This is a genomic window from Mycoplana sp. ABR4_002 (genome assembly GCF_056159645.1).
Genome location: NZ_JBSWVO010000001.1, coordinates 211950 through 233510 on the forward strand (window position 1 = coordinate 211950; position 21561 = coordinate 233510).

General features: G+C 66.9%; 22 protein-coding genes and 1 tRNA gene. 10 read left to right on the forward strand and 13 right to left on the reverse strand.

Annotated features, from left to right (window positions below):
* Positions 1 to 67 precede the first annotated feature (67 nt).
* The gene (locus tag ACXAGF_RS00990; RefSeq protein WP_475013793.1) at positions 68 to 1483 is read left to right on the forward strand and encodes a helix-turn-helix domain-containing protein; all 1416 of its coding nucleotides are present in this window, start codon (positions 68 to 70) and stop codon (positions 1481 to 1483) included.
* Between the two features lie 104 nt (positions 1484 to 1587).
* Here ACXAGF_RS00990 and ACXAGF_RS00995 read toward each other — a convergent pair.
* Together ACXAGF_RS00995 and ACXAGF_RS01000 are read right to left on the reverse strand one after the other, a co-directional pair.
* Positions 1588 to 1672 (reverse strand) — tRNA-Leu (locus ACXAGF_RS00995).
* A gap of 78 nt (positions 1673 to 1750) precedes the next feature.
* Positions 1751 to 3181, reverse strand: a complete 1431-nt coding sequence (locus ACXAGF_RS01000) for a phosphomannomutase (RefSeq protein WP_475013794.1) — start codon at positions 3179 to 3181, stop codon at positions 1751 to 1753.
* A 179-nt stretch (positions 3182 to 3360) separates the two neighbouring features.
* Here ACXAGF_RS01000 and ACXAGF_RS01005 point away from each other — a divergent pair, with 179 nt between their 5' ends.
* Positions 3361 to 3846 carry a BA14K family protein gene (locus ACXAGF_RS01005; RefSeq protein WP_475013796.1) on the forward strand — a complete coding sequence of 162 codons (486 nt, stop codon included), beginning with the start codon at positions 3361 to 3363 and terminating at the stop codon, positions 3844 to 3846.
* 41 nt (positions 3847 to 3887) lie between these two features.
* On the opposite strand, the gene ACXAGF_RS01010 is transcribed toward ACXAGF_RS01005, so the two are convergent.
* On the reverse strand, positions 3888 to 4172 hold the full coding sequence (locus ACXAGF_RS01010; RefSeq protein WP_475013797.1) for an Rdx family protein: 285 nt from the start codon (positions 4170 to 4172) through the stop codon (positions 3888 to 3890).
* Between the two features lie 188 nt (positions 4173 to 4360).
* Between ACXAGF_RS01010 and ACXAGF_RS01015 the strand changes: the two genes are divergently transcribed.
* Positions 4361 to 4810: a DoxX family protein gene (locus ACXAGF_RS01015; RefSeq protein ID WP_475013798.1), complete on the forward strand. Its 450-nt coding sequence runs from the start codon at positions 4361 to 4363 to the stop codon at positions 4808 to 4810.
* Here ACXAGF_RS01015 and ACXAGF_RS01020 read toward each other — a convergent pair.
* Positions 4801 to 5184 (reverse strand): response regulator, encoded by a 384-nt coding sequence (locus ACXAGF_RS01020; protein WP_475013800.1) that lies wholly within the window; start codon positions 5182 to 5184, stop codon positions 4801 to 4803. The two genes, ACXAGF_RS01015 and ACXAGF_RS01020, sit on opposite strands and share 10 nt — an antisense overlap.
* A gap of 231 nt (positions 5185 to 5415) precedes the next feature.
* On the opposite strand from ACXAGF_RS01020, the gene ACXAGF_RS01025 reads away from it, so the two are divergent.
* The gene (locus ACXAGF_RS01025) at positions 5416 to 6180 is read left to right on the forward strand and encodes a Crp/Fnr family transcriptional regulator (RefSeq protein ID WP_475013801.1); all 765 of its coding nucleotides are present in this window, start codon (positions 5416 to 5418) and stop codon (positions 6178 to 6180) included.
* A 9-nt stretch (positions 6181 to 6189) separates the two neighbouring features.
* Here the strand turns inward: ACXAGF_RS01025 and pyrC are convergent, their stop codons facing one another.
* The 5 genes from pyrC to ACXAGF_RS01050 form a co-directional block, all read right to left on the reverse strand.
* Positions 6190 to 7227, reverse strand: a complete 1038-nt coding sequence (gene pyrC / locus ACXAGF_RS01030) for a dihydroorotase (protein WP_475013802.1) — start codon at positions 7225 to 7227, stop codon at positions 6190 to 6192.
* A 286-nt stretch (positions 7228 to 7513) separates the two neighbouring features.
* The gene (locus tag ACXAGF_RS01035) at positions 7514 to 8140 is read right to left on the reverse strand and encodes a nucleoside triphosphate hydrolase (RefSeq protein WP_475013803.1); all 627 of its coding nucleotides are present in this window, start codon (positions 8138 to 8140) and stop codon (positions 7514 to 7516) included.
* Entirely contained in the window at positions 8137 to 8916 is a 780-nt protein-coding gene (locus tag ACXAGF_RS01040; RefSeq protein ID WP_475013805.1) for an ATP-binding cassette domain-containing protein, read from the reverse strand. Before ACXAGF_RS01040 ends, ACXAGF_RS01035 begins: the two co-directional genes overlap by 4 nt.
* Entirely contained in the window at positions 8916 to 9998 is a 1083-nt protein-coding gene (locus ACXAGF_RS01045) for an ABC transporter permease (RefSeq protein WP_475013807.1), read from the reverse strand. The genes ACXAGF_RS01040 and ACXAGF_RS01045 overlap by 1 nt, the downstream gene beginning before the upstream one ends.
* Positions 9999 to 10189: 191 nt before the next feature.
* Positions 10190 to 11215, reverse strand: coding sequence for a substrate-binding domain-containing protein (locus ACXAGF_RS01050; protein ID WP_475013808.1), 1026 nt, complete (start codon positions 11213 to 11215; stop codon positions 10190 to 10192).
* 267 nt (positions 11216 to 11482) lie between these two features.
* On the opposite strand from ACXAGF_RS01050, the gene ACXAGF_RS01055 reads away from it, so the two are divergent.
* The 3 genes from ACXAGF_RS01055 to ACXAGF_RS01065 all read left to right on the forward strand — a co-directional run bounded on the left by ACXAGF_RS01055 (position 11483) and on the right by ACXAGF_RS01065 (position 14097).
* Positions 11483 to 12709, forward strand: coding sequence for an ROK family transcriptional regulator (locus ACXAGF_RS01055; RefSeq protein ID WP_475013809.1), 1227 nt, complete (start codon positions 11483 to 11485; stop codon positions 12707 to 12709).
* A complete protein-coding gene (locus ACXAGF_RS01060; protein WP_475013811.1) occupies positions 12709 to 13137 on the forward strand; it encodes an RbsD/FucU family protein in 429 nt (142 codons plus the stop codon). Before ACXAGF_RS01055 ends, ACXAGF_RS01060 begins: the two co-directional genes overlap by 1 nt.
* A gap of 210 nt (positions 13138 to 13347) precedes the next feature.
* A complete protein-coding gene (locus ACXAGF_RS01065; RefSeq protein ID WP_475013813.1) occupies positions 13348 to 14097 on the forward strand; it encodes a type 1 glutamine amidotransferase in 750 nt (249 codons plus the stop codon).
* Positions 14098 to 14102: 5 nt separating this feature from the next.
* Here the strand turns inward: ACXAGF_RS01065 and ACXAGF_RS01070 are convergent, their stop codons facing one another.
* Both ACXAGF_RS01070 and ACXAGF_RS01075 read right to left on the reverse strand, forming a co-directional pair.
* Positions 14103 to 15134: a hydroxyacid dehydrogenase gene (locus ACXAGF_RS01070; RefSeq protein WP_475013815.1), complete on the reverse strand. Its 1032-nt coding sequence runs from the start codon at positions 15132 to 15134 to the stop codon at positions 14103 to 14105.
* A gap of 66 nt (positions 15135 to 15200) precedes the next feature.
* Positions 15201 to 15512 (reverse strand): hypothetical protein, encoded by a 312-nt coding sequence (locus ACXAGF_RS01075; protein WP_475013817.1) that lies wholly within the window; start codon positions 15510 to 15512, stop codon positions 15201 to 15203.
* A gap of 123 nt (positions 15513 to 15635) precedes the next feature.
* Between ACXAGF_RS01075 and ACXAGF_RS01080 the strand changes: the two genes are divergently transcribed.
* Both ACXAGF_RS01080 and ACXAGF_RS01085 read left to right on the forward strand, forming a co-directional pair.
* Entirely contained in the window at positions 15636 to 16262 is a 627-nt protein-coding gene (locus ACXAGF_RS01080) for a ribonuclease D (protein ID WP_475013819.1), read from the forward strand.
* A 94-nt stretch (positions 16263 to 16356) separates the two neighbouring features.
* A complete protein-coding gene (locus tag ACXAGF_RS01085; protein ID WP_475013821.1) occupies positions 16357 to 17400 on the forward strand; it encodes a hypothetical protein in 1044 nt (347 codons plus the stop codon).
* Between the two features lie 27 nt (positions 17401 to 17427).
* Here the strand turns inward: ACXAGF_RS01085 and ACXAGF_RS01090 are convergent, their stop codons facing one another.
* Positions 17428 to 17751: a DUF6665 family protein gene (locus ACXAGF_RS01090; RefSeq protein WP_475013823.1), complete on the reverse strand. Its 324-nt coding sequence runs from the start codon at positions 17749 to 17751 to the stop codon at positions 17428 to 17430.
* A gap of 371 nt (positions 17752 to 18122) precedes the next feature.
* Here ACXAGF_RS01090 and ACXAGF_RS01095 point away from each other — a divergent pair, with 371 nt between their 5' ends.
* Positions 18123 to 19694, forward strand: a complete 1572-nt coding sequence (locus ACXAGF_RS01095) for a DNA polymerase III subunit gamma/tau domain-containing protein (protein ID WP_475013825.1) — start codon at positions 18123 to 18125, stop codon at positions 19692 to 19694.
* A 100-nt stretch (positions 19695 to 19794) separates the two neighbouring features.
* On the opposite strand, the gene rpsA is transcribed toward ACXAGF_RS01095, so the two are convergent.
* A complete protein-coding gene (gene rpsA / locus ACXAGF_RS01100; RefSeq protein ID WP_475013827.1) occupies positions 19795 to 21501 on the reverse strand; it encodes a 30S ribosomal protein S1 in 1707 nt (568 codons plus the stop codon).
* Between the last annotated feature and the right edge of the window lie 60 nt (positions 21502 to 21561).

Below are 21561 nucleotides of genomic sequence, written 5' to 3' on the forward strand. Positions count from 1 at the left end.
AAAACAGTTGAAGATGTGCAAAGGTGGAAATATAAAATAGCAAAGTTGAAATTGCGATATTGCGAACATGGCGATCGGCAAACTCTTCATCGGCCGCAAGGTGCGTGATCTGAGGCAGGCAAGCAATGCCACGCAAAGCCAGTTCGCCGAGCGCATCGGCATCTCGACCAGCTACCTGAACCAGATCGAGAACAACCAGCGGCCGGTCTCCGCCGCCGTGCTGCTCGCGCTTGCCGACAAGTTCCGCCTCGATCTCTCCGAGCTGTCGGTCGGCGAGAGCGACCGGCTGCTCTCGGCCCTGTCGGAGGCGCTCACCGATCCGCTGTTCGAGACCTACACGCCGAGCCTGCAGGAACTGAAGCTCGTCACCCAGAACGCGCCCGGCCTGGCGCACGCGCTGATCGCCTGCCACCAGGCCTATCGCCGCAACAGCGAGCGGCTCGCGAGCTTCGACGCGACGCTGGGAAGGGCAGGGGGGCCGGCGGAGACGACGCCTTACGAGGAGGTGCGCGACTTCTTTCATTTCGTCGACAACTACATCCACGAGCTCGATCTCCTCGCCGAGCAGCTGGCCGGCGGCCTCGGCATCGGCCGCGGCGACAACCACGCCGCACTGTCGGAGCACCTGGAAAAGACCTTTGGCGTGCGCATCGCCCGCGGCGCCGCCGGCGACGACGCGATCCGCCGCTACGATCCCGACGCGCGGGTGCTGACCATCAATCCCTATGCCGCCGCTTCTACCCGGGATTTCCAGTTGGCGCTGCAGGTTGCCCAGCTGGGGGCCGGCCGCGACATCGATGCGGTCGCGCGCGGCGCCGGCTTCCGCTCGGAGGAGGCGCTGGAGATCTGCCGCATGGGCTTGCAGAACTATTTTGCCGGCGCGCTGCTTCTGCCCTATGGCTCCTTCCTCGAGGCGGCACAGGAGCTGCGCCACGATCTCGAACTGCTGGCCGCCCGCTTCGGCGCCTCGATCGAACAGGTCTGCCACCGCCTCAGCACGTTGCAGCGCCCGGGCCGCAAGGGCGTGCCGATCTTCTTCGCCCGCATCGACCGCGCCGGCAACATCACCAAGCGGCACAGCGCCGCCAAGTTCCAGTTCGCCCGGTTCGGCGCCGCCTGCCCGCTCTGGAACGCGCACGAGGCGTTCGAGCGGCCGGGGCGCATCCTCCGCCAGCTTGCCGAAACTCCGGACGGGGTGCGCTATCTCTGCCTTGCCACCCACGCCTCGAAGGGCAGCGGTGGCTATCGCGCCGCCCGCCCCGAATACGCGCTCGCGCTCGGCTGCGAGGTCTCCTATGCGCCCGCCTTCGTCTACGCCGACAGCCTCGACCTGGAGAACGCCGGCGCCTTCGACCCGATCGGCATCTCCTGCCGCATCTGCGAGCGCTCGAACTGCGCCAGCCGCGCCGTCCCGCCGTTCAAGCGCCGGCTGAACGTGGATCATCACGTCCGCCGCATCGTGCCGTACGGGCTGGAGAGCTGAAGGAGGCGCAGGAAGATCGTGCCGCCGCAAACGAAAAAACCCCGGAAGACCGGGGTTTTTCGAACTGCTCCGGCTGCTCTGCAGCATCCGGAAGGGAAGGGAAATGGTGCCCAGAAGAGGACTCGAACCTCCACGCCTCGCGGCACAGGTACCTGAAACCTGCGCGTCTACCAATTCCGCCATCTGGGCGACGGAGGCGGGTGTAAGGGGCGCCGCCGTTGGTGTCAACTGGCTTTTTGAAGTTTTTGCAACGGTCCGCCGTTTTCCTCAGCTGTGGCTCGCGGCCCAGTCCCGGATCAGCTTCAGGCCGTGGTCGAGGAGCGCCTCTGCCGCCCCCTCGTCCCCGGCCTCGACATAGCAGCGCATCTCCGGCGCATTGCCGGAGGGGCGGAAGTGGATGACCCGTCCGTCCGTCAGCGTCACCCGTAGCCCGTCGATGTTGCTGGTCTCCTTCGGCGTGCCGATCGGCGCGAGGAAACCGGCAAGCGCCTGCGGGCCGGAGCGCAGCAGCGCCATCAGTGCCGCGCTCGTCTCGCCCGGAAAGTCTTCGAGCCGGTCCGCGGCCGCGACCTTGAGCCGGAATGCGGCGGCGGCAGCCGACAGCGGCTGCCCGCGCTCGACCATCAGGGCGAGGGCGGCGAGTGCCGGCAGAAAGCTGTCGCGCGTCGGCAGCGCGGCCAGCGTCTGGCCGTTGACCGTGGCGGGCGTGCCCGTCAGCGTGCCGCCGTTCGCTTCGAAGCCGACCACACAGCGCGCGCCGCCAACGACCGCCCCGTTCATCGCCGCAATCACGTAGGGCGAGCCGACGCGGGTGCGCAGCACCCTGAAGCGTCCGGCGGCCTCGATGCCGGAATTGGAGGTGACGGGGGTCGCCACCGTGTCGGCGCCGAGAAAGCTCGCCGCGATCAGTCCGATCAGGTCGCCGCGCAGCGGGGTGCCGGTCTCGTCGGCGACGAGCGGGCGGTCGCCGTCGCCGTCCGCCGAGACGATCGCGTCCAGCCGCTGCCCGCCGGCCCAGCCGCGCAGTTGCTCGATCGTCGCGGCCGGGACCGCCTCGGTGTCGACCGGGATGAAACGGTCCGAACGGCCGAGCGCGATACAATCGGCGCCGAGCGCGGAAAGCACGGTGATGAACAGGTCGCGCGCCACCGTGCTGTGCTGGTAGACCCCGATCCGGAGCCCCTTGAGCGCGTTCGCCGGCAGCAGGCCGATGCAGCGCTCGACGAACAGGGCCTCGACCTGCCGCGACACATCGACGGCCGCGGCCGGGTCGGCCGCGATGCTGTCCTCGGTGGCGATGGCCTCGGCAAGCGTCGTTATGGCCGCTTCATCGGCCTTGCCGATCTCGCCGTCGGGCCGGTAGAACTTGATGCCGTTGCGGTCGGCGGGAATGTGCGAGCCGGTGATCATCAGGCTCGCGGCGCCGCGGTCAAACCCGAAGAGGGCCAGCGCCGGCGTCGGTACCGCGCCGCCGTCGAGCGGCTTCAGCCCGGCCCGTCGCAGCGCGCCGATCACGATGGCGGCGATCGCCGGGCTGGACGGCCGGAAATCGCGGCCAACCAGCACCGCATCCCCGGGCGCGGCCAGACCCGACTGTTGCAGGTAGCGGGCAAAGGCGGTGGCATAGAGGGCGGCCGCGCGGCCCTCGAGGTCGCGCGAGAGTCCCCGCAGTCCGCTGGTACCGAATTTCAGACTCATGCCATGCTCCGAGTTGTAGTATCCTTGCGCGTGCGCGTTGCTGACGGCCTGTCCGTCCGAGGATCGGGCCATAGGTCCCGGCCTCCCGCCCGCGCTGCGAATAAAGCGGCCTCAAACTGCGTCGAATCGCCATGGGACGCAAGCCGACGGTGTTCACCGAGAGACAAAGGGGGATGGAAATGTCCAGGTTCAGCAGTCTCGCCTTCGCTGGTGCAACGGGCCTCGTCGCCGCCCTGGTGCCGGTTTCCGGTGCCGCGATGCCGCTGGCCCTGGCCTCGCCCTTCGCGGGGGCCGGCGTTCTCAGTATCGGCGTTGCCTGCAATGCCTATAGCTGCTGGAATTACGGGCCGCGCTACAGCCCGGTCTATCGACCCTACTACGCGCCGCTCTACAGTCCCTATACCCGGCCCTACTATTGGCCGGCCTACCGCCCCTACTACCGGCCTTCCTACAACGGCCCCTATCGGATGCCGTACTACCCGCCCTATCGGCCGTTCTATATCGGCGAGGACAGCCCCTACTACCGCTCGACGGTGCCGGCCTACACCGCCCGCAGCGCGCATGTCAGCTATTGCCTGAGCCGCTACCGCACCTACAATCCGGCCACCAACCAGTACCATGCCGGCGGCGGTATCTATCGATACTGCCTCTCGCCCTATCGCTGAGGAACGCCACGGCCGGAAAATGGCGGTGGCCCGGGTCTCGGTCAGCTGCGGTCGACGTGGCCGAGATCGCGGCCCGGTTCGATGACGTCGCGTACCCGCTGCTTCAGTTCCTTCGGTCCCGGGAAGCCGCCATCGCGCTTGCGTTCCCAGATGACCGCGTCGTCGACGCGGATCTCGAAATTGCCGCCGGTTCCTGGGATGAGCGCGACCTCGCCGAGGCTGTCGCCGAAGGTGTGCAGCAGTTCCTGCGCCATCCAGCCGGCGCGCAGCAGCCAGTTGCATTGGGTGCAGTAGAGGATCGCTATCCGCGGTTTTGTCTCGTTCATCGCTAGACCTGTTCCGGTGGCGGCGGCCGCCGCTTTGCGCCGCGCGTCCGACCGGACGCACCCCCATCTTCGATGGCGCGCCGCTCACGGATATGTCAACTGATTTCATCAGGTATTGACCGGAGCGCCCCTTGCTTCCGTCGGCTGGAGCACGGAAATGGTGCGGCGCAACATTCCCGGAGAAATTCATGAGCGACTTTACGACGCCACGCACCCGCCTGCTGCTGCCCGCCCTCGGTCCCGCTTATGCGTCCCTGGGCCAGAGCGCCGAGACCCTGCTCCGTGTTGTCGCCGGCCTGCTGCTTGTCACCCACGGCTACGGCAAGATCCTCGACCCATTTGGCGCCGCCGGGCTGGTGGAGAGCCTCGGTTTCTATCCCGGCGTGCTTTGGTCGCCGCTTTTGGCCGCGACGGAGTTTTTCGGCGGCTTGCTGCTTGCGGTCGGCCTCCTCACCCGGCCGGCGGCCGTGGCGTCGGCCATTGTCCTTTGCGTGACCATCTATTTCCACGCCGTGGTCAAGGCAGAAGGTCTGATGGGCGCGGAGAAGTCGATCCTGTGGGCGGCGATCATGCTCTACTTCGCTGTTCGCGGCGCCAACGGCCAGTCGGTCGATGCGCGGATCGGGCGTCAGTTCTGACGTTCGCTCGTCGCCGACAGCATTGCTGCGATGACGGCGAGCAGGTGCTCGCCGTCATAGGGCTTCATGATGACCGGAACGCCCTCGAATGTCTCGATGCCGTGGCGATGCAGTTCGGAGACCGAAGTAAACAGCAGCGGTTTGCCAAGCGCTCGCAGCCGTTGGGCGATTGCGAGCACGCGCTCCGCCCGCATGGGCACGTCCATCAGGCACAGATCCAGCCCCGAAAGTTCGCGATCCGTCCAGCGCGCAAGCTGGTCCGGCCGGGCCAGGGTCGTTCGGCACGCCATCTTCTCGCGGATCAGATACTCGGCATCGACGGCAATGAGGAACTCTTCCTCGACGATGGCGATATGCGGATTTGTGTCTGTCATTCGGCGCGCCTTCCGATGGGCATGGGATTCGCCCGGCGAGCTTCCGGCAGGGCCGCTCGGCTCCACCGGCGCGTCAATGTGGTACCACCGACGGCCAGCGTCATTTAAAAAAGACATAGCCGTCCAATGTGGAACCGCGCGGAGCCACGGGCGTTGTCCTTCGAGCCGATACAACCGGAGCGGGGAGAATGGCGCTGGTGAAGTGCCGCCGCCGGAAAAGGGAGGGGATTCATGCCGACAGTGCAGTCTCCGGGTGAGGCCGGAAAGTGGCAGACACCTTGCAGCAAGTGTCCCTTGCGGGGGCTGAAGCACTTCCGGGAGTTCTCCTCCGACGAGTTGCAGTTCGTCTCGAAGTTCAAGGTCGGCGAGCTGTCGGTGGAACGGGGCGCGACGGTGCTCGTCGAGGGGACCCACAGTCCGCACATCTACACCGTGCTCGCCGGGCTGGCCTTTCGCTACAAGCTTCTGGCTGACGGGCGCCGGCAGATCATGAACTTTGTCTTTCCCGGGGATCTGCTCGGCCTGCAGGGTGTGTTGATGGGCGAGTTGGACCATTCCGTTGAGGCCATGACCCCGGTCACGCTCTGCGTTTTCGAGCGCTCGCGGCTGGGACGGCTGTTCGAGCGCCATGCCTCGCTCGCTTACGACCTGACCTGGATCGCCGCGCACGAGGAACGCATCCTTGATGAGCATCTCCTGAGCATCGGCCGGCGCTCGGCGATCGAGCGCACGGCCTATCTCTTGTCCTACATCCACCGGCGGGCCAGCGCCGTCGGCGTCCTCAACGGGACGAAGAAGGTCATTCCGGTCACGCAGCAGCATCTGGCCGACACGCTCGGCCTGTCACTGGTTCACACCAACAAGACGCTGAAGAAGCTCTCCGACCGCAAGCTGGTCCGATGGCAGGACGGCGGCTGCGAGGTGCTGGAGGCCAGCGAGTTGCTGCAGGTCGCCGGGTGGGAAGGACCGCAGGAAACGCCCCGCCCGTTTATTTGAACGGGGCGTTCAGTCAACGTCCCAGTGCAGCGGGAACATCGGGTCGAAGACGGTGACGGGCCCGGCACCGGTATCGATCTTGGCGGGGAAGGCGACCGGGGCGTCCCGGCGTACGAGGCGGATCGTCGCCTCGTTGACTGGCAGGCCGTACCAGGCAGGGCCGTTCAGCGAGGTGAATGCCTCGAGCTGGCCCAGCGCACCCTCGTCCTCGAACACGTGGGCCAGGCAGCTCATGGTGTTGATCGAGGTATAGATGCCGGCGCAGCCGCAGGCGCATTCCTTCAGCGGGTCGACATGCGGGGCCGAGTCGGTGCCGAGGAAGAAGCGCGGATCGCCGGAGACGGCTGCGGCGCGCAGCGCCAGGCGATGATGTTCGCGCTTGGCCACCGGCAGGCAATAATAGTGCGGCCGGATTCCGCCGACGAGGATGGCGTTGCGGTTGATGATCAGGTGGTGCGTGGTGATCGTGCCGGCGAGGTTGGCCTTCGACGCCTTGATGTAGTCGATGCCATCCTTCGTCGTCACGTGCTCCATCGTGACCTTCAGCTCCGGCAGCCGCCGGCGCAGCGGATCGAGCACTGTTTCGATGAACACCGCCTCGCGGTCGAAGATGTCGACCTCCGGCGTCGTCACCTCGCCGTGGACGCAGAGCGGAAGGCCGATGCGGGCCATTCGCTCCAGCACCGGCATGGCCTTTTCGATGTCGCGCACGCCGCCGTGCGAATTCGTGGTGGCGCCGGCGGGATACAGCTTCACCGCGGTGACCAGCCCGCTGTCCTTGCCCGCTGCAACGTCGTCGGGGCTCGTCTGCTCCGTCAGGTAGAGCGTCATCAGCGGCTGGAAACGGTCGCCGGCCGGCAGCGCCGCCATGATCCGCTCGCGATAGGCGCGCGCATCGGCGGTGGTGACGACCGGCGGGACAAGGTTCGGCATGATGATCGCGCGGGCAAAATGGCGGCTGGTGTCGCCGATCACGCCCTTCAGCATCGCGCCGTCGCGCAGATGCAGGTGCCAGTCGTCGGGGCGGCGAAGGGTGATCGATTGCATGGGCTGTGACTCCGCGGCTGGCTGGATGGGATTGCCGCGCATTATCATCCCGACGCGCACCGTGGCAAACGTTTTACCGCCGACGGCCTTGGCGGCTGGCGGAACGCCAGAGAGCGGGCCGGCCGACGCCCGCATGCCGGTGGATCGCAATGATCGAGCAGCCGCCGGGTTCTAGCCAGAGCGAGTGACCGCATGCCGCCGATGGTTCAACGCCGCGAGCCCGACGACGCGCGGCAGTTGCCAGACCACGCACGCCGAGCGACGCCAATGCTCCAGGTGCGGCTGCTCAGGCGTCGTCCAGCGTCAGGTCGGCCGGTCGATGGTGTTCAAGGACCAGACGCCCGTTCGGTAGGTCGTTGCCGTACACCTTGGCCCGGGCCTCGTCCTCGCTCAGGCCGTAGCCGCGCCAGCGGGCCCACAGGCGCGCCTCCAGCACAGCCGGCGGCGGCGCCAGCAGGATCGAATAGTCGAACAGCGCCGCGAGCTCCGCCCACCGGCCGCGGTCGAGCAACAGGTAGTTGCCCTCGGCGATGACGAAGCGATGTGCTGGCGAGATGACGCGGGCCGAGGCGATGGTGATCTCGCGCGCGCGGTCGAAGACGGGGACAAGGACTTCCTGGTCGGCGGGACGGACGGCGCGGATGATGTCGAGGAAGCCCCGCACGTCGAAGCTTTCCGGTACCCCCTTGCGCGCAAGCAGGCCGCGCTCGGAGAGGATGGCGTCATCGATGTGGAAACCGTCCATGGGCAGGACCGCGGCCGTCTCGCCAAGGGCCCCGAGCGCGGCGGCCAGGTCATCCGCCATGGTCGACTTGCCGGCCCCGGGGGGGCCGGCGACGGCAATCAGAAAGCGTCGCGCCGCGCCGGCGCGCCCGACCGTCTCGCGCGCGATCTCCGCCACGGTCGCGTTCATGCGGCCACTGCCTCTTCCGGCTCCTTCGCGCCAGTCATGAAGGCGACTGCGTCCGACATGGTGTATTTCTTCGGGTCGATGACGCACAGGCGTCGGCCGAGGCGGTGGACGTGGATGCGGTCGGCCACCTCGAACACATGCGGCATGTTGTGCGAGATCAGCACGATTGGCAGCCCGCGGGCGCGAACGTCCAGGATCAGTTCGAGCACCCTGCGGCTCTCCTTCACGCCGAGCGCGGCGGTGGGCTCGTCGAGGATGACGACCTTGGAGCCGAACGCTGCAGCGCGTGCCACCGCGACGCCCTGGCGCTGGCCGCCGGAAAGGGTCTCGACCGCCTGGTTGATGTTCTGGATCGTCATCAGCCCGAGCTCGGACAGCTTGTCGCGGGCGAACTTCTCCATCGCCGAATGGTCGAGCTTGCGGAACCAGCGACCGAGCACGCCCGGCTTTCGGAGCTCGCGCCCGAGGAACATGTTGTCGGCGATCGACAGCGCCGGCGACAGCGCGAGGTTCTGGTACACCGTCTCGATGCCGGCGCGCCGGGCCTCGATCGGCGAGCGGAAATGCACGGCCCGTCCGTCGAGCCTGATCTCGCCCTCGTCCGGGGTGACGGCGCCGGAAATCGCCTTGATCAGCGTCGACTTGCCGGCGCCGTTGTCGCCGATGACGGCGAGGATCTCGCCCGGATAGAGGTCGAAGTCGGCGCGGTCGAGGGCGGTAACCCGGCCGTAGCGCTTGACCAGGCCGCGGGCGGTGAGAATGGGTTCGTTTGCCATCAGCCTGATACCTTTCTGATCCACTGGTCGACGGCGACAGCCGTGATGATGAGGAGGCCGGTGAGGAACACCTTCCATTGCGGGTCGGCGCCGAGCATGTTCAGTCCCATCGACACCACGCCGACGATCATCGCGCCGATCAGCGTGCCGAGGATCGAGCCGCGGCCGCCGAACAGCGAAATGCCGCCGATGACCGCTGCGGTAATGGCCTGCAGATTGTAGTCGGTGACGGCGGCCGAGGGCGAGATCGAGCCGTTGCGCCCGATCGAGACCCAGGCGGCGAGCGAGGCGATCAGGCCGGCCAGGGTATAGGCGCCGAGCAGCACGCGGTCGGTTCGGATACCGGAAAGCTCGGCCGCGTCCGGATCGTCGCCGACGGCGTAGAGATGCCGTCCCCAGGCGGTGTGGTTCAGCGCGTACCAGAGGCCGAGCACCAGCGCGACCATCATCACCACGCCGAGCGTGAACACCGCCGCGCCGATCTTGAAACTCACGCCGAAGACATGCAGCATCGAGGTCACCGCCGTCACATCGGCCTCGCGGATCGTCGCATTGGCGGAGTAGATGAAGTTGGTGGCCATGATGATGTACCACGTCCCGAGCGTGACGATGAAGGGCGGCAGCTTCACCCGCGAGACCAGGAAGCCGTTGAGGAAGCCGCACAGTCCGCCGACGGCGAAGCCGCTGAGGATGGCGATTGGCGCCGGCAGGCCGTAGCTGACGGCGAAATTGCCCATGATCACGGCGGAGAACACCATGATCACCCCGATCGAGAGGTCGATGCCGGCCGTCAGGATGACGAGCGTCTGCGCGGCGCCAAGGATGCCGACGATCGCGATCTGCTGCAGGATCAGCGTCAGCGTGTAGGACGAGAAGAACTTTCCGCCGATGGCAAGTCCGAAGACGACGATCGCCGCGACCAGCACGATGAACGGCACCGCGGCCGGTGTCGAATGCAGAAAATGCTGGATCTTCTGGACGGCTGTCTTGTCATGCGTGTCGAACGACGCCACTTGCGTCGAGCTGTTGACCAGGACCTTTTCGAATTCCTGGGATGGTTGTGCGGCGTTGGGCTCGCCCATGGACCTTCCTCCCGTGACCCCGCTCCCGAGGGGTGTGCAAAAGCTGCCGTTTTCGGCGGCCGGCCGCAACGGACGGGCCGCCAACCGCTAGACGCTGCGCGGTTTTTGCGATGTTGTCAAAGTCGCCGTCCTCTTGTGCGAAGGGCGGCCGAGGCCGCCCTTCGCTGGTCTGGCCGGCACAGGGTGGAACGTCAGCCCCAGCACTTGTCCATGCCGGTCTTGACGTCGATCGACTCCACGCCGTCGGCCGGCCTGTCGGTAACCAGGGCGACTCCCGTGTCGAAGAAGTCCTTGCCCTCGGTCGGCTTCGGCTTCTCGCCGGTCTCGGCAAAGGTCTTGACGGCCTCGACGCCGAGCGCGGCCATCATCAGCGGATACTGCTGCGATGTGGCCCCGATCACGCCTTCGGCAACCGACTGGACGCCCGGGCAGCCGCCGTCGACCGACACGATCAGCACGTCGTTCTCCTTGCCGAGCGCCTTCAGCGCCTGATAGGCGCCGACGGCCGCCGGCTCGTTGATGGTGTGGATGACGTTGATGTCCGGATCCTTTTGCAGGAGGTTCTCCATCGCCCGGCGGCCGCCCTCCTCGTTGCCGTTGGTCACGTCGTGACCGACGATGCGCGGGTCGTCCTCGTCGCCGATCTTGTTCGGGTCCTTGGGATCGATGCCGAAGCCGATCATGAAGCCCTGGTCGCGCAGCACGTCGACCGTCGGCTGCGATGGGGTAAGGTCGAGGAAGCCGACCTTGGCGTCCTTGGCCTTGTCGCCCATGGTGGCGGCCGCCCACTGGCCGATCAGCTTGCCGGCCAACAGGTTGTCGGTGGCAAACGTGGCGTCGGCGGCATTGGGCGGATCGAGCGGGGTGTCAAGCGCGATTACGAGGATGCCCGCATCCTGCGCGTTCTTCACCTTGTCGACGATGGCCTTGGTATCGGAGGCGGCAATCAGAATGCCCTTGGCGCCATCGGCGATGCAGGACTCGATCGCGGCGACCTGGCTGTCGTGGTCGCCGTCGATCTTGCCGGCATAGGCCTTCAGCGTCATGCCGAGTTCGGTCGCCTTCGCGGTCGCGCCTTCCTTCATCTTGACGAAGAACGGGTTCGTGTCGGTCTTGGTAATCAGGCAGACCGTGGTGTCTTCAGCCGCGGCGGGCGAGGCGAAGGCCACGCCGAGCGCGAGTGCGCCGAAAGCGGCGCTCACAATCGATTTCTTCATGTAATCCTCCCAAGGACAATAAGTATGGCTCGTTGCCATCCGGAGGCCGGGCCCGCTGCCGCCCTTGGCATGCCGGGCCGTGCTTCCGGGATCTAAGAGAAGCACCGAAGAAAGTTTGTGTCAATAAATAAATCGAATTGATTTATTAATTCGATGTGGCATGCTTTTCACAAACGGGGCATAGCTCCGGAGCTTGGTCGCCGCCCCACGGGGCCGCGGATCGAAGCTCGGTTGAAGCCCGCAGCCGGGCTTCGGGAGGAGGCAGGCATGGCTCAAGGGGCCGCACCGGCAATGTCGCCGGGAGGAATACTGGACCCGTCCGGCGGGGCGAACCAGGTGGGCGTGCGGGCCTATAACGAGCGTCTGGTCATGTCGCTCGTGCGCAGGCACGGCGAGTTGTCGAAGGCCGAGATCGCCCGCCGCAGCGGCCTTTCCGCCCAGACCGTCACCGTCATCATGCGAGCCCTCGAAGCCGATGGCCTGCTGGTCCGCGGCGAGCCGACGCGTGGCAAGGTCGGCCAGCCCTCGACGCCGATGCGGCTGAACCCCGATGCCGTCTTTTCCTTCGGCCTTAAGATCGGCCGACGCAGTGCCGAACTGGCGATGATGGACTTCGTCGGGCAGATCCGGATGCAGGTTCGCACGATCTATGCCTACCCCATGCCCGACGAGATCATCGCCTTCATCGTCGAGGGCATTGCCGAACTGGAGGGGCGGCTGACGGAAAAGCAGCGCCAGCGCGTCGCCGGCATCGGCATCGCGACGCCGTTCGAGCTGTGGAACTGGGCGGACGAGGTCGGTGCGCCGCAGGCGGACATGGACCGGTGGCGCGGTGTCGACCTGCAGCGCGAGGTGTCCGCGCATGTGTCGCACCCGGTATTCCTGCAGAACGACGCTACCAGCGCCTGCGCGGCCGAACTCGTCTTCGGTCTCGGCCAGCGCTATCCCGACTTCCTCTATCTCTTCATCGGCTCCTTCATCGGCGGCGGCGTCGTCCTCAACTCCGCGCTGTTTTCCGGCCGCACCGGGACTGCCGGCGCGATCGGCCCGTTGCCGGTCCAGCGCCGCGACGGCAGGACCGTCCAGCTCTTGAAGATCGCCTCGATATTCGTGTTGGAGAACCATCTGCGCGCCCACGGGATCGATCCCCGGCCGCTCTGGTACTCGCCGGACGACTGGATAGACTTCGGCGCGCCGTTGGAAACCTGGATCCAGGACACCGCCGCCGCGCTAGCCCAGGCGGTGGTCGCGGCCGCGTCGGTCATCGATTTCTCCGCCGCGGTGATCGATGGAGGCTTTCCGGCCTGGGTGCGCGCGCGCATCGTCGTGGCGACGCAGTCCGCGCTCGGCCAGCACGATCTGCAGGGCGTGATCATGCCGGAACTTTTGGAGGGCGAGGCCGGCAGCCACGCCCGGACCATCGGCGCGGCCAGCCTGCCGCTTTTCGCCCGCTACCATCTCGACCAGAACGTCCTCTTCAAGGAGCCGGCCTGATGCTGAAGGGGATCGATCCCGTCCTGAGCCCGGAGCTCCTTTCCACGCTGCGGTCGATGGGGCACGGCGACGAGATCGCGATCGTTGACGGCAACTACCCCGGGCTGGAGCACGCCCGCCGATTGATCCGGCTGGACGGCCTCGCGCTCATCCCGGTGTTGGATGCGGTCCTCGCCGTCCTGCCGATCGACGACTTCGTCGAGCAAGCGATCTTTCGTTCCACCGTGGGGCAGGCGCCGGACCGGCTCGATCCCGTGCATGAGGAGATCGTCGCGGTCTGTGCCCGGCACGCGGCCGGTTTCGCGGTCGTGCCGTTGCCGGGCGACCAATTCTATCCGCGTGTCCGTGCCGCCCACAGCGTGGTCCAGACGAGCGAGCGGCGTCTCTACGCCAATGTCATCTTGCGCAAGGGTGTGATCCGCCCGTGATCGCTCGCCCTGTTCCGCAGGGAACAGCCGCGCGCGGGAGAGCGTGTAATTCTTTCCTTACTGCAAGAGGTGAGCCGCCTCACCGAACCGCAGTCATTTCCATATCCTCCCCGACTTGCCCGGCTGCTCCTGCAGCCGGGCTCTCTTTTTCTGTCGCCTTGATTGTGGGGCCCGCGCGTGCTTCTGTCCGGCAAACAGGGAGGCTCATGAATGCGGGTGCTTGTCGTCGAGAACGACCGGATCACGGCCCTCGGGCTGGTGGAGCGTGCGCTGAGGGAAGCCGGGGCCGAGATCGTTTTGTGCCGGCCGCACGCCGGTGAGGCGCTGCCGGCCGGCGAGGGCGGCTATGACGCTCTGGTCGTGATGGGCGGACCGCAATCGGCGATCGACGACGCGAGGCATCCCTATCTTGCCGGTCTTGCCGCGCTGATGCGCTGCTACGGCGACGCCGGCCGGTCAGTGCTCGGCGTCTGCCTCGGCAGCCAGCTTCTGGCGCGCGGCTATGGCGCGACCAACCAGCTCGGCGCCGCCGTCGAGTTCGGCTGGTGCGACGTTCATCCGACCGACGAGGGCCTGGCCGACCCTCTGCTCGCCCGGGTCGGCGCCACCTTCCCGGCGTTCCAGTGGCACAGCGACACCTTCACCCTGCCGGAAGGAGCCAGGCGTCTGGCCCATAACGCCGCAGCCTCCAACCAGGCCTTTCGCGTCGGCCGCGCCGCTTATGGCACGCAGTTCCACTTCGAGGTCGACCGCACGGTCGCCGAATACTGGCGAGACCTGTTTGCCGAGCAGATCGAGCGCATGGCGCCCGGCTGGCTCGACCGGCATGACGAATTCGCGGCCGCCTATGGCCCGGCGGCCGACGCGGCGGGCCTGGCGATCGCCCGGGCCTGGGTCGCGACGATCCCGGCCGGCAGCCGGGCGGCCACCGGCGAAGACGAGGCCTGCTCGGCTGCCTGACGGCGTCAGTTGACGCTGACGGGTCGGGAGCGCATCCGAGCGACCGTTTCACGCTCGGCGCGCTTGCAGCGCATCGGCGGCAGGCCGCGGTCCATCAGGTCCATGTCTTCCAGCACCATGTCGCCCATCTTTTTGAAGGCGGAATCGAGCGCGCCGGCACGGTGGGCCGAACGGATGAAGCCGCTCAGCCCGCGCACCCGGTGATCCGCGGCCAGCGGCTCCTGCGGAAAGACGTCGCTTGCCGCCACGATCCGGCCGCGTGCCACCGCGGCCATCAGTGCGTCGAAGTCGACCACGTCGGCTCGGCTGAGCAGAATCAGCGCCGCGCCCTCGCGCATCCGCGCGAAAGCCTCGGCGTCGAGGAAACCCTTGTTTTCGCTGGTGACGGCTGCGACCACGAAGACGAAGTCGCTTTCGGACAGGACGGTCTCGAGTTGCGCCGGTTCCACGCCTGCCTCTTCAAGCATCGACGGCGGCAGCCAGGGGTCGTACACGCGGATGCGGGCGCGGAAGCCGGACAGCACCCGGTTGAGCGCCCGGCCGAGGTCGCCGAAACCGACGATGCCGATGTCGGAGCCGGACAAGAGGCGCGCGGAGGCATTGCCTTCTCCACCCCAGCGCTCGCGCCCCTTGCGGAAGTCCAGATCGGCATCGATCACGCCGCGGGCGAGATTCAACGCCAGGGCGAGGCCGAGCTCGGCGACCGGCTCGGCGAAGACCTGCCCGGTCGTCACGACATGGATGCCGCGCGAAAACAGGATCTCGTACGGCATGTTGTTGATCAGGTTGCTCTCGACGTTGAGGATGCACAGCAGCTCCGGCATTTTCGCCAGCGTGTCGGCGGAGAGCGGCGGCTGACCGATGATGTAACGCGCCTCGGCGAGAACGGCGTCGCCGAGGGCGGCGATCTCCTGCGGATCAGCCTCGACGACCCGGTAGGCGGCCCTCAGGCGCCGTAGCGCCGCCGGCGCAAAGATCAGCTCCAGGGTGCGCGGCTCCGGCGCGCTGATTACCAGGGGCCTGGTCCTGTCCGTCATTGCTTCCTCCCGTGTGGCCGTCTCGGCTTTCGGGAGGATTGATAGCACGATTGGCGCCGCTGTCAGCTACCGCGGCAGCCCCCTCATCTCCCGCTCGCGAGAGATCGGCGGGAATTCGCTGGTGAAGGTACGGCCGTTCTGGGTGCAGGTGTAGACCGGCTTGCGGAACTCGCCCCAGCGCAGGCGCTCGCTGTCGTCATAGCTGCGCGAGCAGGAAAATTCGTCCCTTGCGGCCGCCTCTCCCTGCGTCGCGACGCCGGGCAGGTCGGTGAAGGGGTAGCGTCTTTCCCCGCGTTGGATGGGATCGACCAGTTGCGCCGGTGCCGGCACGGGGACCGACAGCAAAAGGGCGACAAGGCAGGCCGTCGCAGGGCGCATCTTGCAAGGGTTCATGGCGGACCATCGAGCTTGGAGCGGCAATATCGCGCTTTGCAGTACACCGGCCGGCAAACATGCGATATAGCGCTCTCACGACTAAGGCAGTTGCATGTGGGGTTCATGATGGCAAACGCAATACGATATCACGAGGGCGACATTCCGGCGGTCGATGCGGCGCGCTACACCGGGGCGATCGCGATCGACACCGAGACGCTGGGGTTGATCCCGCGGCGCGATCGGCTCTGCGTCGTCCAGCTCTCACCCGGCGACGGCACGGCCGACGTGATCAAGATCGCCGCCGGCCAGACGCGCGCACCGAATCTCGTGACCATGCTCAGCGATCCGTCGCGGCAGAAGATCTTCCACTACGGCCGCTTCGACATCGCCGTGCTGTTCCACACTTTCGGCGTTATCTGCTCGCCGGTGTTCTGCACCAAGATCGCCTCGCGCCTGACGCGGACCTACACCGACCGGCACGGCCTGAAGGACAATCTGAAGGAGTTGCTCGAGGTCGACATCTCCAAGCAGCAGCAGTCCTCGGACTGGGCTGCGGAAACGCTCTCGCCGGCACAGCTCGAATATGCGGCCTCGGACGTGCTGCATCTTCACGCGCTGCGCGACAAGCTGATGGCGCGGCTGGTGCGCGACGGGCGGCTGCAGCATGCCGAGGCCTGTTTCGCTTTCCTGCCGACCCGCGCCAAGCTCGATCTGCTTGGCTGGGAAGAGACCGACATCTTTGCGCACAGCTGAGCGCCGCCCGGATTCCTTGGGCATGCGGGTAACATCCGCTTAACTGCACGCCCCTATCCTCGTCGGCAGCATATCGCCCGGCCAGGATAGTTCCATGTTAACGCCCCTGCAGCAGTCGGTCGGCACCTTTGTGGCCGACCAGCTTCGTACGATGCTCGAGGATATCGAGGCGCGACGGAAGGAGGCGGAGCAAAAGGCGAGCGGCAAAGACAAGGGTGAGCGGGTCGCCGGGGCAACCTACGACCCGACATCGATCGCCGCCCAGGAAAAGATCGTCGCCCATTTCTTCGGCGCCATGAAGGCTGATCCCGACCCGATGGCGTCGCTGATCTCGCGGTTCTCGTCGGCGCTGGGACTGGCCCAGGGCGGGGACGAATCGGCGGTGGCCTTCGCGGGCCGACTGCGCGACGCCGTGACGATGCTGGCCTTCGACCGGGTCGATGCGCTCGGCGAGCCCGTCCGCATATCGCTGACGTCGTTGGGGGTCAGCCAGGATGAGGTGGTCTCGATCCTCAAGGGGACAGCATCGGGGCCGTCGAAGCCGATGGCGGAACTGGCGGCCCGGATCGCCGGCGCGGCAGGGCTGACCGGTGATGAGGAGGACTTTGCAGACCGGATATCGGCGGCGCTGATGTCGATGCGCGCGGCCCTGCCGAACAGTGTCGCCAGCCTGGAGGCAAAGACAGGGCTGAAGCAGCTCGGCCTGACCGCTCAGGACATGATCGCGGCGATCGCGACCCCATGGGGCGAGGCCGCCCGCAAGGTCAAGGATGCGCTGGCGACCCAAGCCGAGGGCGACAAGAGCCTGACGCGGGAGATGCGCAAGGTTCTCCAGCGGCTCGAGGACGTGGCCGCCCCCAAGACGATCGAGGAACTGGCGCGCGACGAGGCGGCGCGGCCGGAACCTGGCCGGGTCGAGGACGCGGAAACCAGGGCGGAGCGCCGGCGCGACATCCAGAACCTTGGCAACGCCGCCAAGCTGGAGGAATTGCGCGACCAGCTGGATGCTGGCGATGAGACCGTCGCTGCGGCGGAGGAGGCCGACGAACGCCGGCAGGCCGCAATGACCGAGCGCCAGATCCTGAAGCTCCCTGTTGACGACATTGGCGTCTACGGCCTCTTGCGCCGCGCCGCGTGACGCCGGACAGAACCCGACGCGCGGGCGCTAGCGCTTCCGGACAATGCCGACGCGGGCCAGAACGGCCTTTGGAATGTCGTAGCGGCGGATGATGTCGCGCTGGTCGCGCAGCCCGCAGATTTCTCGTTGGATGAAAAAGGCCCAGACCGCGTCCGCCGCCGCATCCAGCATCACCTCTCGCCGGTCGCGGTCGCATGACGTGCTCTCCTGCCTCAGTTGCGCGAGCGCCGTCTCGACCTTGAGGCCATACCGGCCGAGCGCGTCGGCGCGTTCGGCCATCAGCTCGTACTCAAGCACGTTCAGCCCGGAGGGCGGGGGACGCCAAAGCGATTGCGGGGGGCGAACGGACATGGGCGATCCAGTTTCGTTAAGGAGAAGGCCGGCCCGACTCATTTGGCGAGCACCCGTGCAGGAACAAGGCGCGCCCCGCAAAAAATCGTGCCGGCGGGACAGGCATCTATTGCTTTACGATAAATTAACCGCGCGATGCGATTTCTGGTTCAACCTGTACCGTGCGGCACCCGCCCGGCCGCCTGGATTCAGACGGGCGGTGGGCAGCGCCGCCGCGCCCCGGCCGACGGCGCAGCGGCGCTTCCGACTTGCGGGGCCTCCGGCCAGCAGACGCCCGTGGGTGCGCATGACGCCTTCCCTGCCTGAAGATGGATTGCTTGAGAGAGGCATTGCGCCTGCCAGCGGCAGCGCTCGGCTGAATGGAGATGGTGATGCTGCCGCGCATTGCGACGTCGGTTCAAATGCCGCCGCCCCAGGAGCAGGGCGAAGCCGGCGCCGGCGCACGACCTGCACCTTCGCCGGAGGCCTTGGCCAATCTGCGCGCCGCGCTGCTCCTGCGCCTTATCGAAGCGATGATGCGGCAATTCGAGCAGGGTGGCGGCGATCTCGGTGACAACGGCAGCGGAACCCGGCAACTGCTGGAGTTGCTGTTCGCCGCGATGAAGGAGCTGCCGGCCGGTGGCGGCAGGAGCAACGAGGCATGGCGGCGGTTGACTGCGATCCTGTCGCGCGTGCCGGCCGAAATGCGCCCGGCGATCGAGCGGCTGCTGACGGCTGCCATCTCGACCGCCCCGACAAAGGTTCTGATGGAGGCGCTCCGCAGTCCGCAAGGGCCGCAGGCTCAACGCTTGGCACAGGCGCTGCTTTCGGCCGGCGACCGGGCTTCGGGTAGCCCGGCCGCCGCCGGTGCCGGTCAGCGCTTGTATGCAGTCAACGCGCAGTGGCTCGTCTCTGCCTCGGTCGCCCGGCAGGATGCGGGCTCGCCGACCGGACGGGGCGCATCGGGCGAGGAGCGCTCCGTTCAGTCGGCATTGCGCCGGCTGTTCGAAGGCGGATCCGGAGCGCGCCCGCGCGAGGCTGAACCAACGGACAGGGTCGCCGGCGCGCCACGCCCGGCACAGGAAACGGCCCGGCCGGTGCTGTTACCTGACAGCCGCGTCGACGAGGCTGTGGAACCGCGGAGGCAAGTGGAAGGCATTCAGCCGGCCAACCGGCCTCAATTCCACCTTGCCGATCGGGGTGGTAGCGCGCCGGCTGGCCCTGCTGATTCGGAAAGAGCTGCCGGGGTCGAGCCGAAAATTCTCACAGGGGAGGTCAGGGTGACGCAGGACGTGCTGCGCCTGATCGCCCGCACCATTACCAGTCTGACCGAAGACGATGTCCTGATCCTGCGGCTGCTGCTGCAGGCGCCGCTGCCCGAATTGCCGTCGGAGGCATCGGAGCCGCGAAGGTCCGCGGCTGGGACGCCGCCAGGACAACCGTCGGCTTCCCATCCCGGGGCGCGCGACGCGGGAGCGAGCGCACAACCTGGTGCAGGGATGCCCGCCCAGGTCGCCGCCGACGCGCGCCCGACCGCAGCGCCGTCGCCGCAGTCCGGCGTCGACACGATGCCGGCGGATGTAGCTGATCGAGGCGACGACGCGCCGGTGCGGATCGCGGCCAATGCCGGGGCGCTGCCCGAGCGGACGGCGGAACGGCCGATGCCGGCGCCGATGCTGCGGGAGGGGCTGGCGGCCGCGTTCGTGCCCTATCTGCCGGCCCAGGAGGAACTTGAGGCGAATGACCGGCCGGCCCGCGAGGAGGCCGACGAGGAGGAACTGTCCGAGGAGGCCGGAGACGGCGGGGCGGACGAGCGCGACGCCGAAGAGGAGCCCGCCGACCAGCAGCAGGCGGCGGAGGCGGATCCCGACCTTGCGCGCCGGCGGCGCAAGCTCGAGGAGCTGGCCGGTCCCCCCGACCCAGGCTTCGTCTTTTACCAGAGACTTGGCGACTACTGGACCTGACGCATCGGTCCAGTCCTCCGGTGGAGGCTTGCTTCGCTCACAAAAAAATCCCGCGGGGAGCGCTCCCCGCGGGCTTTCTGGTTCGGATCACAGGAAACGATTACTCGTTGCCCTGGCGGTTCTTCAGCGCGGCGCCAAGGATATCGCCGAGCGATGCGCCCGAGTCGGACGAACCGAACTGTGCGACGGCCTCCTTCTCCTCGGCAATTTCCAGAGCCTTGATCGACAGCTGGATCTTGCGGTCCTTCTTGGAGAAGTTGGTGACGCGGGCGTCGACGACCTGGCCGACCGAGAAGCGCTCGGGACGCTGCTCGTCGCGGTCGCGCGACAGGTCGGCGCGACGGATGAACGAGGTGATGTCCTCGTGGTTGACGAGCCGCACCTCGATGCCGCCGTCATTGACCGCGGTGACTTCGCAGGAAACAACCGCGTTCTTGCGCAGGTCGCCGGAAGCAGCGGCCTCGCCGACCGAGTCACGGCCGAGCTGCTTGATGCCGAGCGAGATGCGTTCCTTGTCGACGTCCACGTCCAGAACGACAGCCTTGACGACGTCGCCCTTGTTGTATTCCTCGATGACCTGCTCGCCAGGACGGTTCCAGTCGAGGTCGGACAGGTGCACCATGCCGTCGACGTCGCCATCGAGGCCGATGAACAGGCCGAACTCGGTCTTGTTCTTGACTTCGCCTTCGACTTCGGTACCGGCCGGATGGCTGTGCGCGAACGCCTCCCACGGGTTCTCGAGCGTCTGCTTGAGGCCGAGCGAGATGCGGCGCTTGGTCGGATCGACCTCGAGGACGACCACGTCGACTTCCTGGCTCGTGGACAGGATCTTGCCGGGGTGGACGTTCTTCTTGGTCCAGGACATCTCGGAGATGTGGATCAGGCCCTCGATGCCCGGCTCCAGCTCGACAAACGCGCCGTAGTCGGTGATGTTCGTGACCGTGCCGGAAATCTTCTTGCCGGTCGGGTACTTCGTGCCGATGCCGTCCCACGGATCGCTCTCGAGCTGCTTCATGCCGAGCGAGATGCGGTGGGTTTCCTGGTTGATGCGGATGATCTGCACCTTGACCTGCTGGCCGATGGACAGGATCTCCGACGGATGGTTGACGCGGCGCCAGGCCATGTCGGTGACGTGCAGCAGGCCGTCGATGCCGCCGAGGTCGACGAACGCACCGTAGTCGGTGATGTTCTTGACGACGCCGTCGACCACCTGGCCCTCTTCGAGGTTCTGGACGATCTCGGAGCGCTGCTCGGCGCGGCTCTCTTCAAGAACCGTGCGGCGCGAAACGACGATGTTGCCGCGGCGCTTGTCCATCTTGAGGATTTCGAAGGGCTGCGGGTTGTGCATCAGCGGAGTGACGTCGCGGATTGGACGGATGTCGACCTGCGAACGCGGCAGGAAGGCAACGGCGCCGTCGAGATCGACGGTGAAGCCACCCTTGACCTGGTTGAAGATGACGCCTTCGACGCGCTCGCCGGCTTCGAACTTGACTTCGAGCTTGGCCCAGCTCTCTTCGCGGCGGGCCTTCTCGCGCGACAGGACGGCTTCGCCGAGGGCGTTCTCGATGCGCTCGACATAGACCTCGACCTCGTCGCCGACCTTCAGCGTGCCGTCCTTGGACTTGGCGCCGAATTCCTTGAGGGCGATGCGGCCTTCGACCTTGAGGCCGACGTCGACGATGGCGACGTCCTTCTCGATGGCCGTGATCAGGCCCTTGGCAACATAGCCTTCGGCGAGGTCATGGGTGGCGAAGGATTCCTGCAGCAGGGCTGCGAAATCTTCGCGCGTGGGATTGGCTTGGGACATGAAAACTCCTGGTGTGCCGGATCGGGCACGGGCGCCGGGGGTTAGCGTTGATCAGGAACG

Excerpts from the sequence above, each read along its gene's own strand:
- ACXAGF_RS01000 (WP_475013794.1), bottom strand. The coding sequence starts at position 3,181 with ATGAGTCTGAAATTCGGTACCAGCGGACTGCGGGGACTCTCGCGCGAC.
- ACXAGF_RS01020 (WP_475013800.1), bottom strand. The coding sequence starts at position 5,184 with ATGACAGACACAAATCCGCATATCGCCATCGTCGAGGAAGAGTTCCTC.
- ACXAGF_RS01010 (WP_475013797.1), bottom strand. The coding sequence starts at position 4,172 with ATGAACGAGACAAAACCGCGGATAGCGATCCTCTACTGCACCCAATGC.
- ACXAGF_RS01070 (WP_475013815.1), bottom strand. The coding sequence starts at position 15,134 with ATGACGGACAGGACCAGGCCCCTGGTAATCAGCGCGCCGGAGCCGCGC.
- ACXAGF_RS01060 (WP_475013811.1), top strand. The coding sequence starts at position 12,709 with ATGCTGAAGGGGATCGATCCCGTCCTGAGCCCGGAGCTCCTTTCCACG.
- ACXAGF_RS01040 (WP_475013805.1), bottom strand. The coding sequence starts at position 8,916 with ATGGCAAACGAACCCATTCTCACCGCCCGCGGCCTGGTCAAGCGCTAC.
- ACXAGF_RS00990 (WP_475013793.1), top strand. The coding sequence starts at position 68 with ATGGCGATCGGCAAACTCTTCATCGGCCGCAAGGTGCGTGATCTGAGG.
- ACXAGF_RS01080 (WP_475013819.1), top strand. The coding sequence starts at position 15,636 with ATGGCAAACGCAATACGATATCACGAGGGCGACATTCCGGCGGTCGAT.
- ACXAGF_RS01095 (WP_475013825.1), top strand. The coding sequence starts at position 18,123 with ATGCTGCCGCGCATTGCGACGTCGGTTCAAATGCCGCCGCCCCAGGAG.
- ACXAGF_RS01015 (WP_475013798.1), top strand. The coding sequence starts at position 4,361 with ATGAGCGACTTTACGACGCCACGCACCCGCCTGCTGCTGCCCGCCCTC.
- ACXAGF_RS01055 (WP_475013809.1), top strand. The coding sequence starts at position 11,483 with ATGGCTCAAGGGGCCGCACCGGCAATGTCGCCGGGAGGAATACTGGAC.
- ACXAGF_RS01045 (WP_475013807.1), bottom strand. The coding sequence starts at position 9,998 with ATGGGCGAGCCCAACGCCGCACAACCATCCCAGGAATTCGAAAAGGTC.
- ACXAGF_RS01025 (WP_475013801.1), top strand. The coding sequence starts at position 5,416 with ATGCCGACAGTGCAGTCTCCGGGTGAGGCCGGAAAGTGGCAGACACCT.
- ACXAGF_RS01075 (WP_475013817.1), bottom strand. The coding sequence starts at position 15,512 with ATGCGCCCTGCGACGGCCTGCCTTGTCGCCCTTTTGCTGTCGGTCCCC.
- ACXAGF_RS01035 (WP_475013803.1), bottom strand. The coding sequence starts at position 8,140 with ATGAACGCGACCGTGGCGGAGATCGCGCGCGAGACGGTCGGGCGCGCC.
- ACXAGF_RS01085 (WP_475013821.1), top strand. The coding sequence starts at position 16,357 with ATGTTAACGCCCCTGCAGCAGTCGGTCGGCACCTTTGTGGCCGACCAG.
- pyrC (WP_475013802.1), bottom strand. The coding sequence starts at position 7,227 with ATGCAATCGATCACCCTTCGCCGCCCCGACGACTGGCACCTGCATCTG.
- rpsA (WP_475013827.1), bottom strand. The coding sequence starts at position 21,501 with ATGTCCCAAGCCAATCCCACGCGCGAAGATTTCGCAGCCCTGCTGCAG.
- ACXAGF_RS01090 (WP_475013823.1), bottom strand. The coding sequence starts at position 17,751 with ATGTCCGTTCGCCCCCCGCAATCGCTTTGGCGTCCCCCGCCCTCCGGG.
- ACXAGF_RS01050 (WP_475013808.1), bottom strand. The coding sequence starts at position 11,215 with ATGAAGAAATCGATTGTGAGCGCCGCTTTCGGCGCACTCGCGCTCGGC.
- ACXAGF_RS01005 (WP_475013796.1), top strand. The coding sequence starts at position 3,361 with ATGTCCAGGTTCAGCAGTCTCGCCTTCGCTGGTGCAACGGGCCTCGTC.
- ACXAGF_RS01065 (WP_475013813.1), top strand. The coding sequence starts at position 13,348 with ATGCGGGTGCTTGTCGTCGAGAACGACCGGATCACGGCCCTCGGGCTG.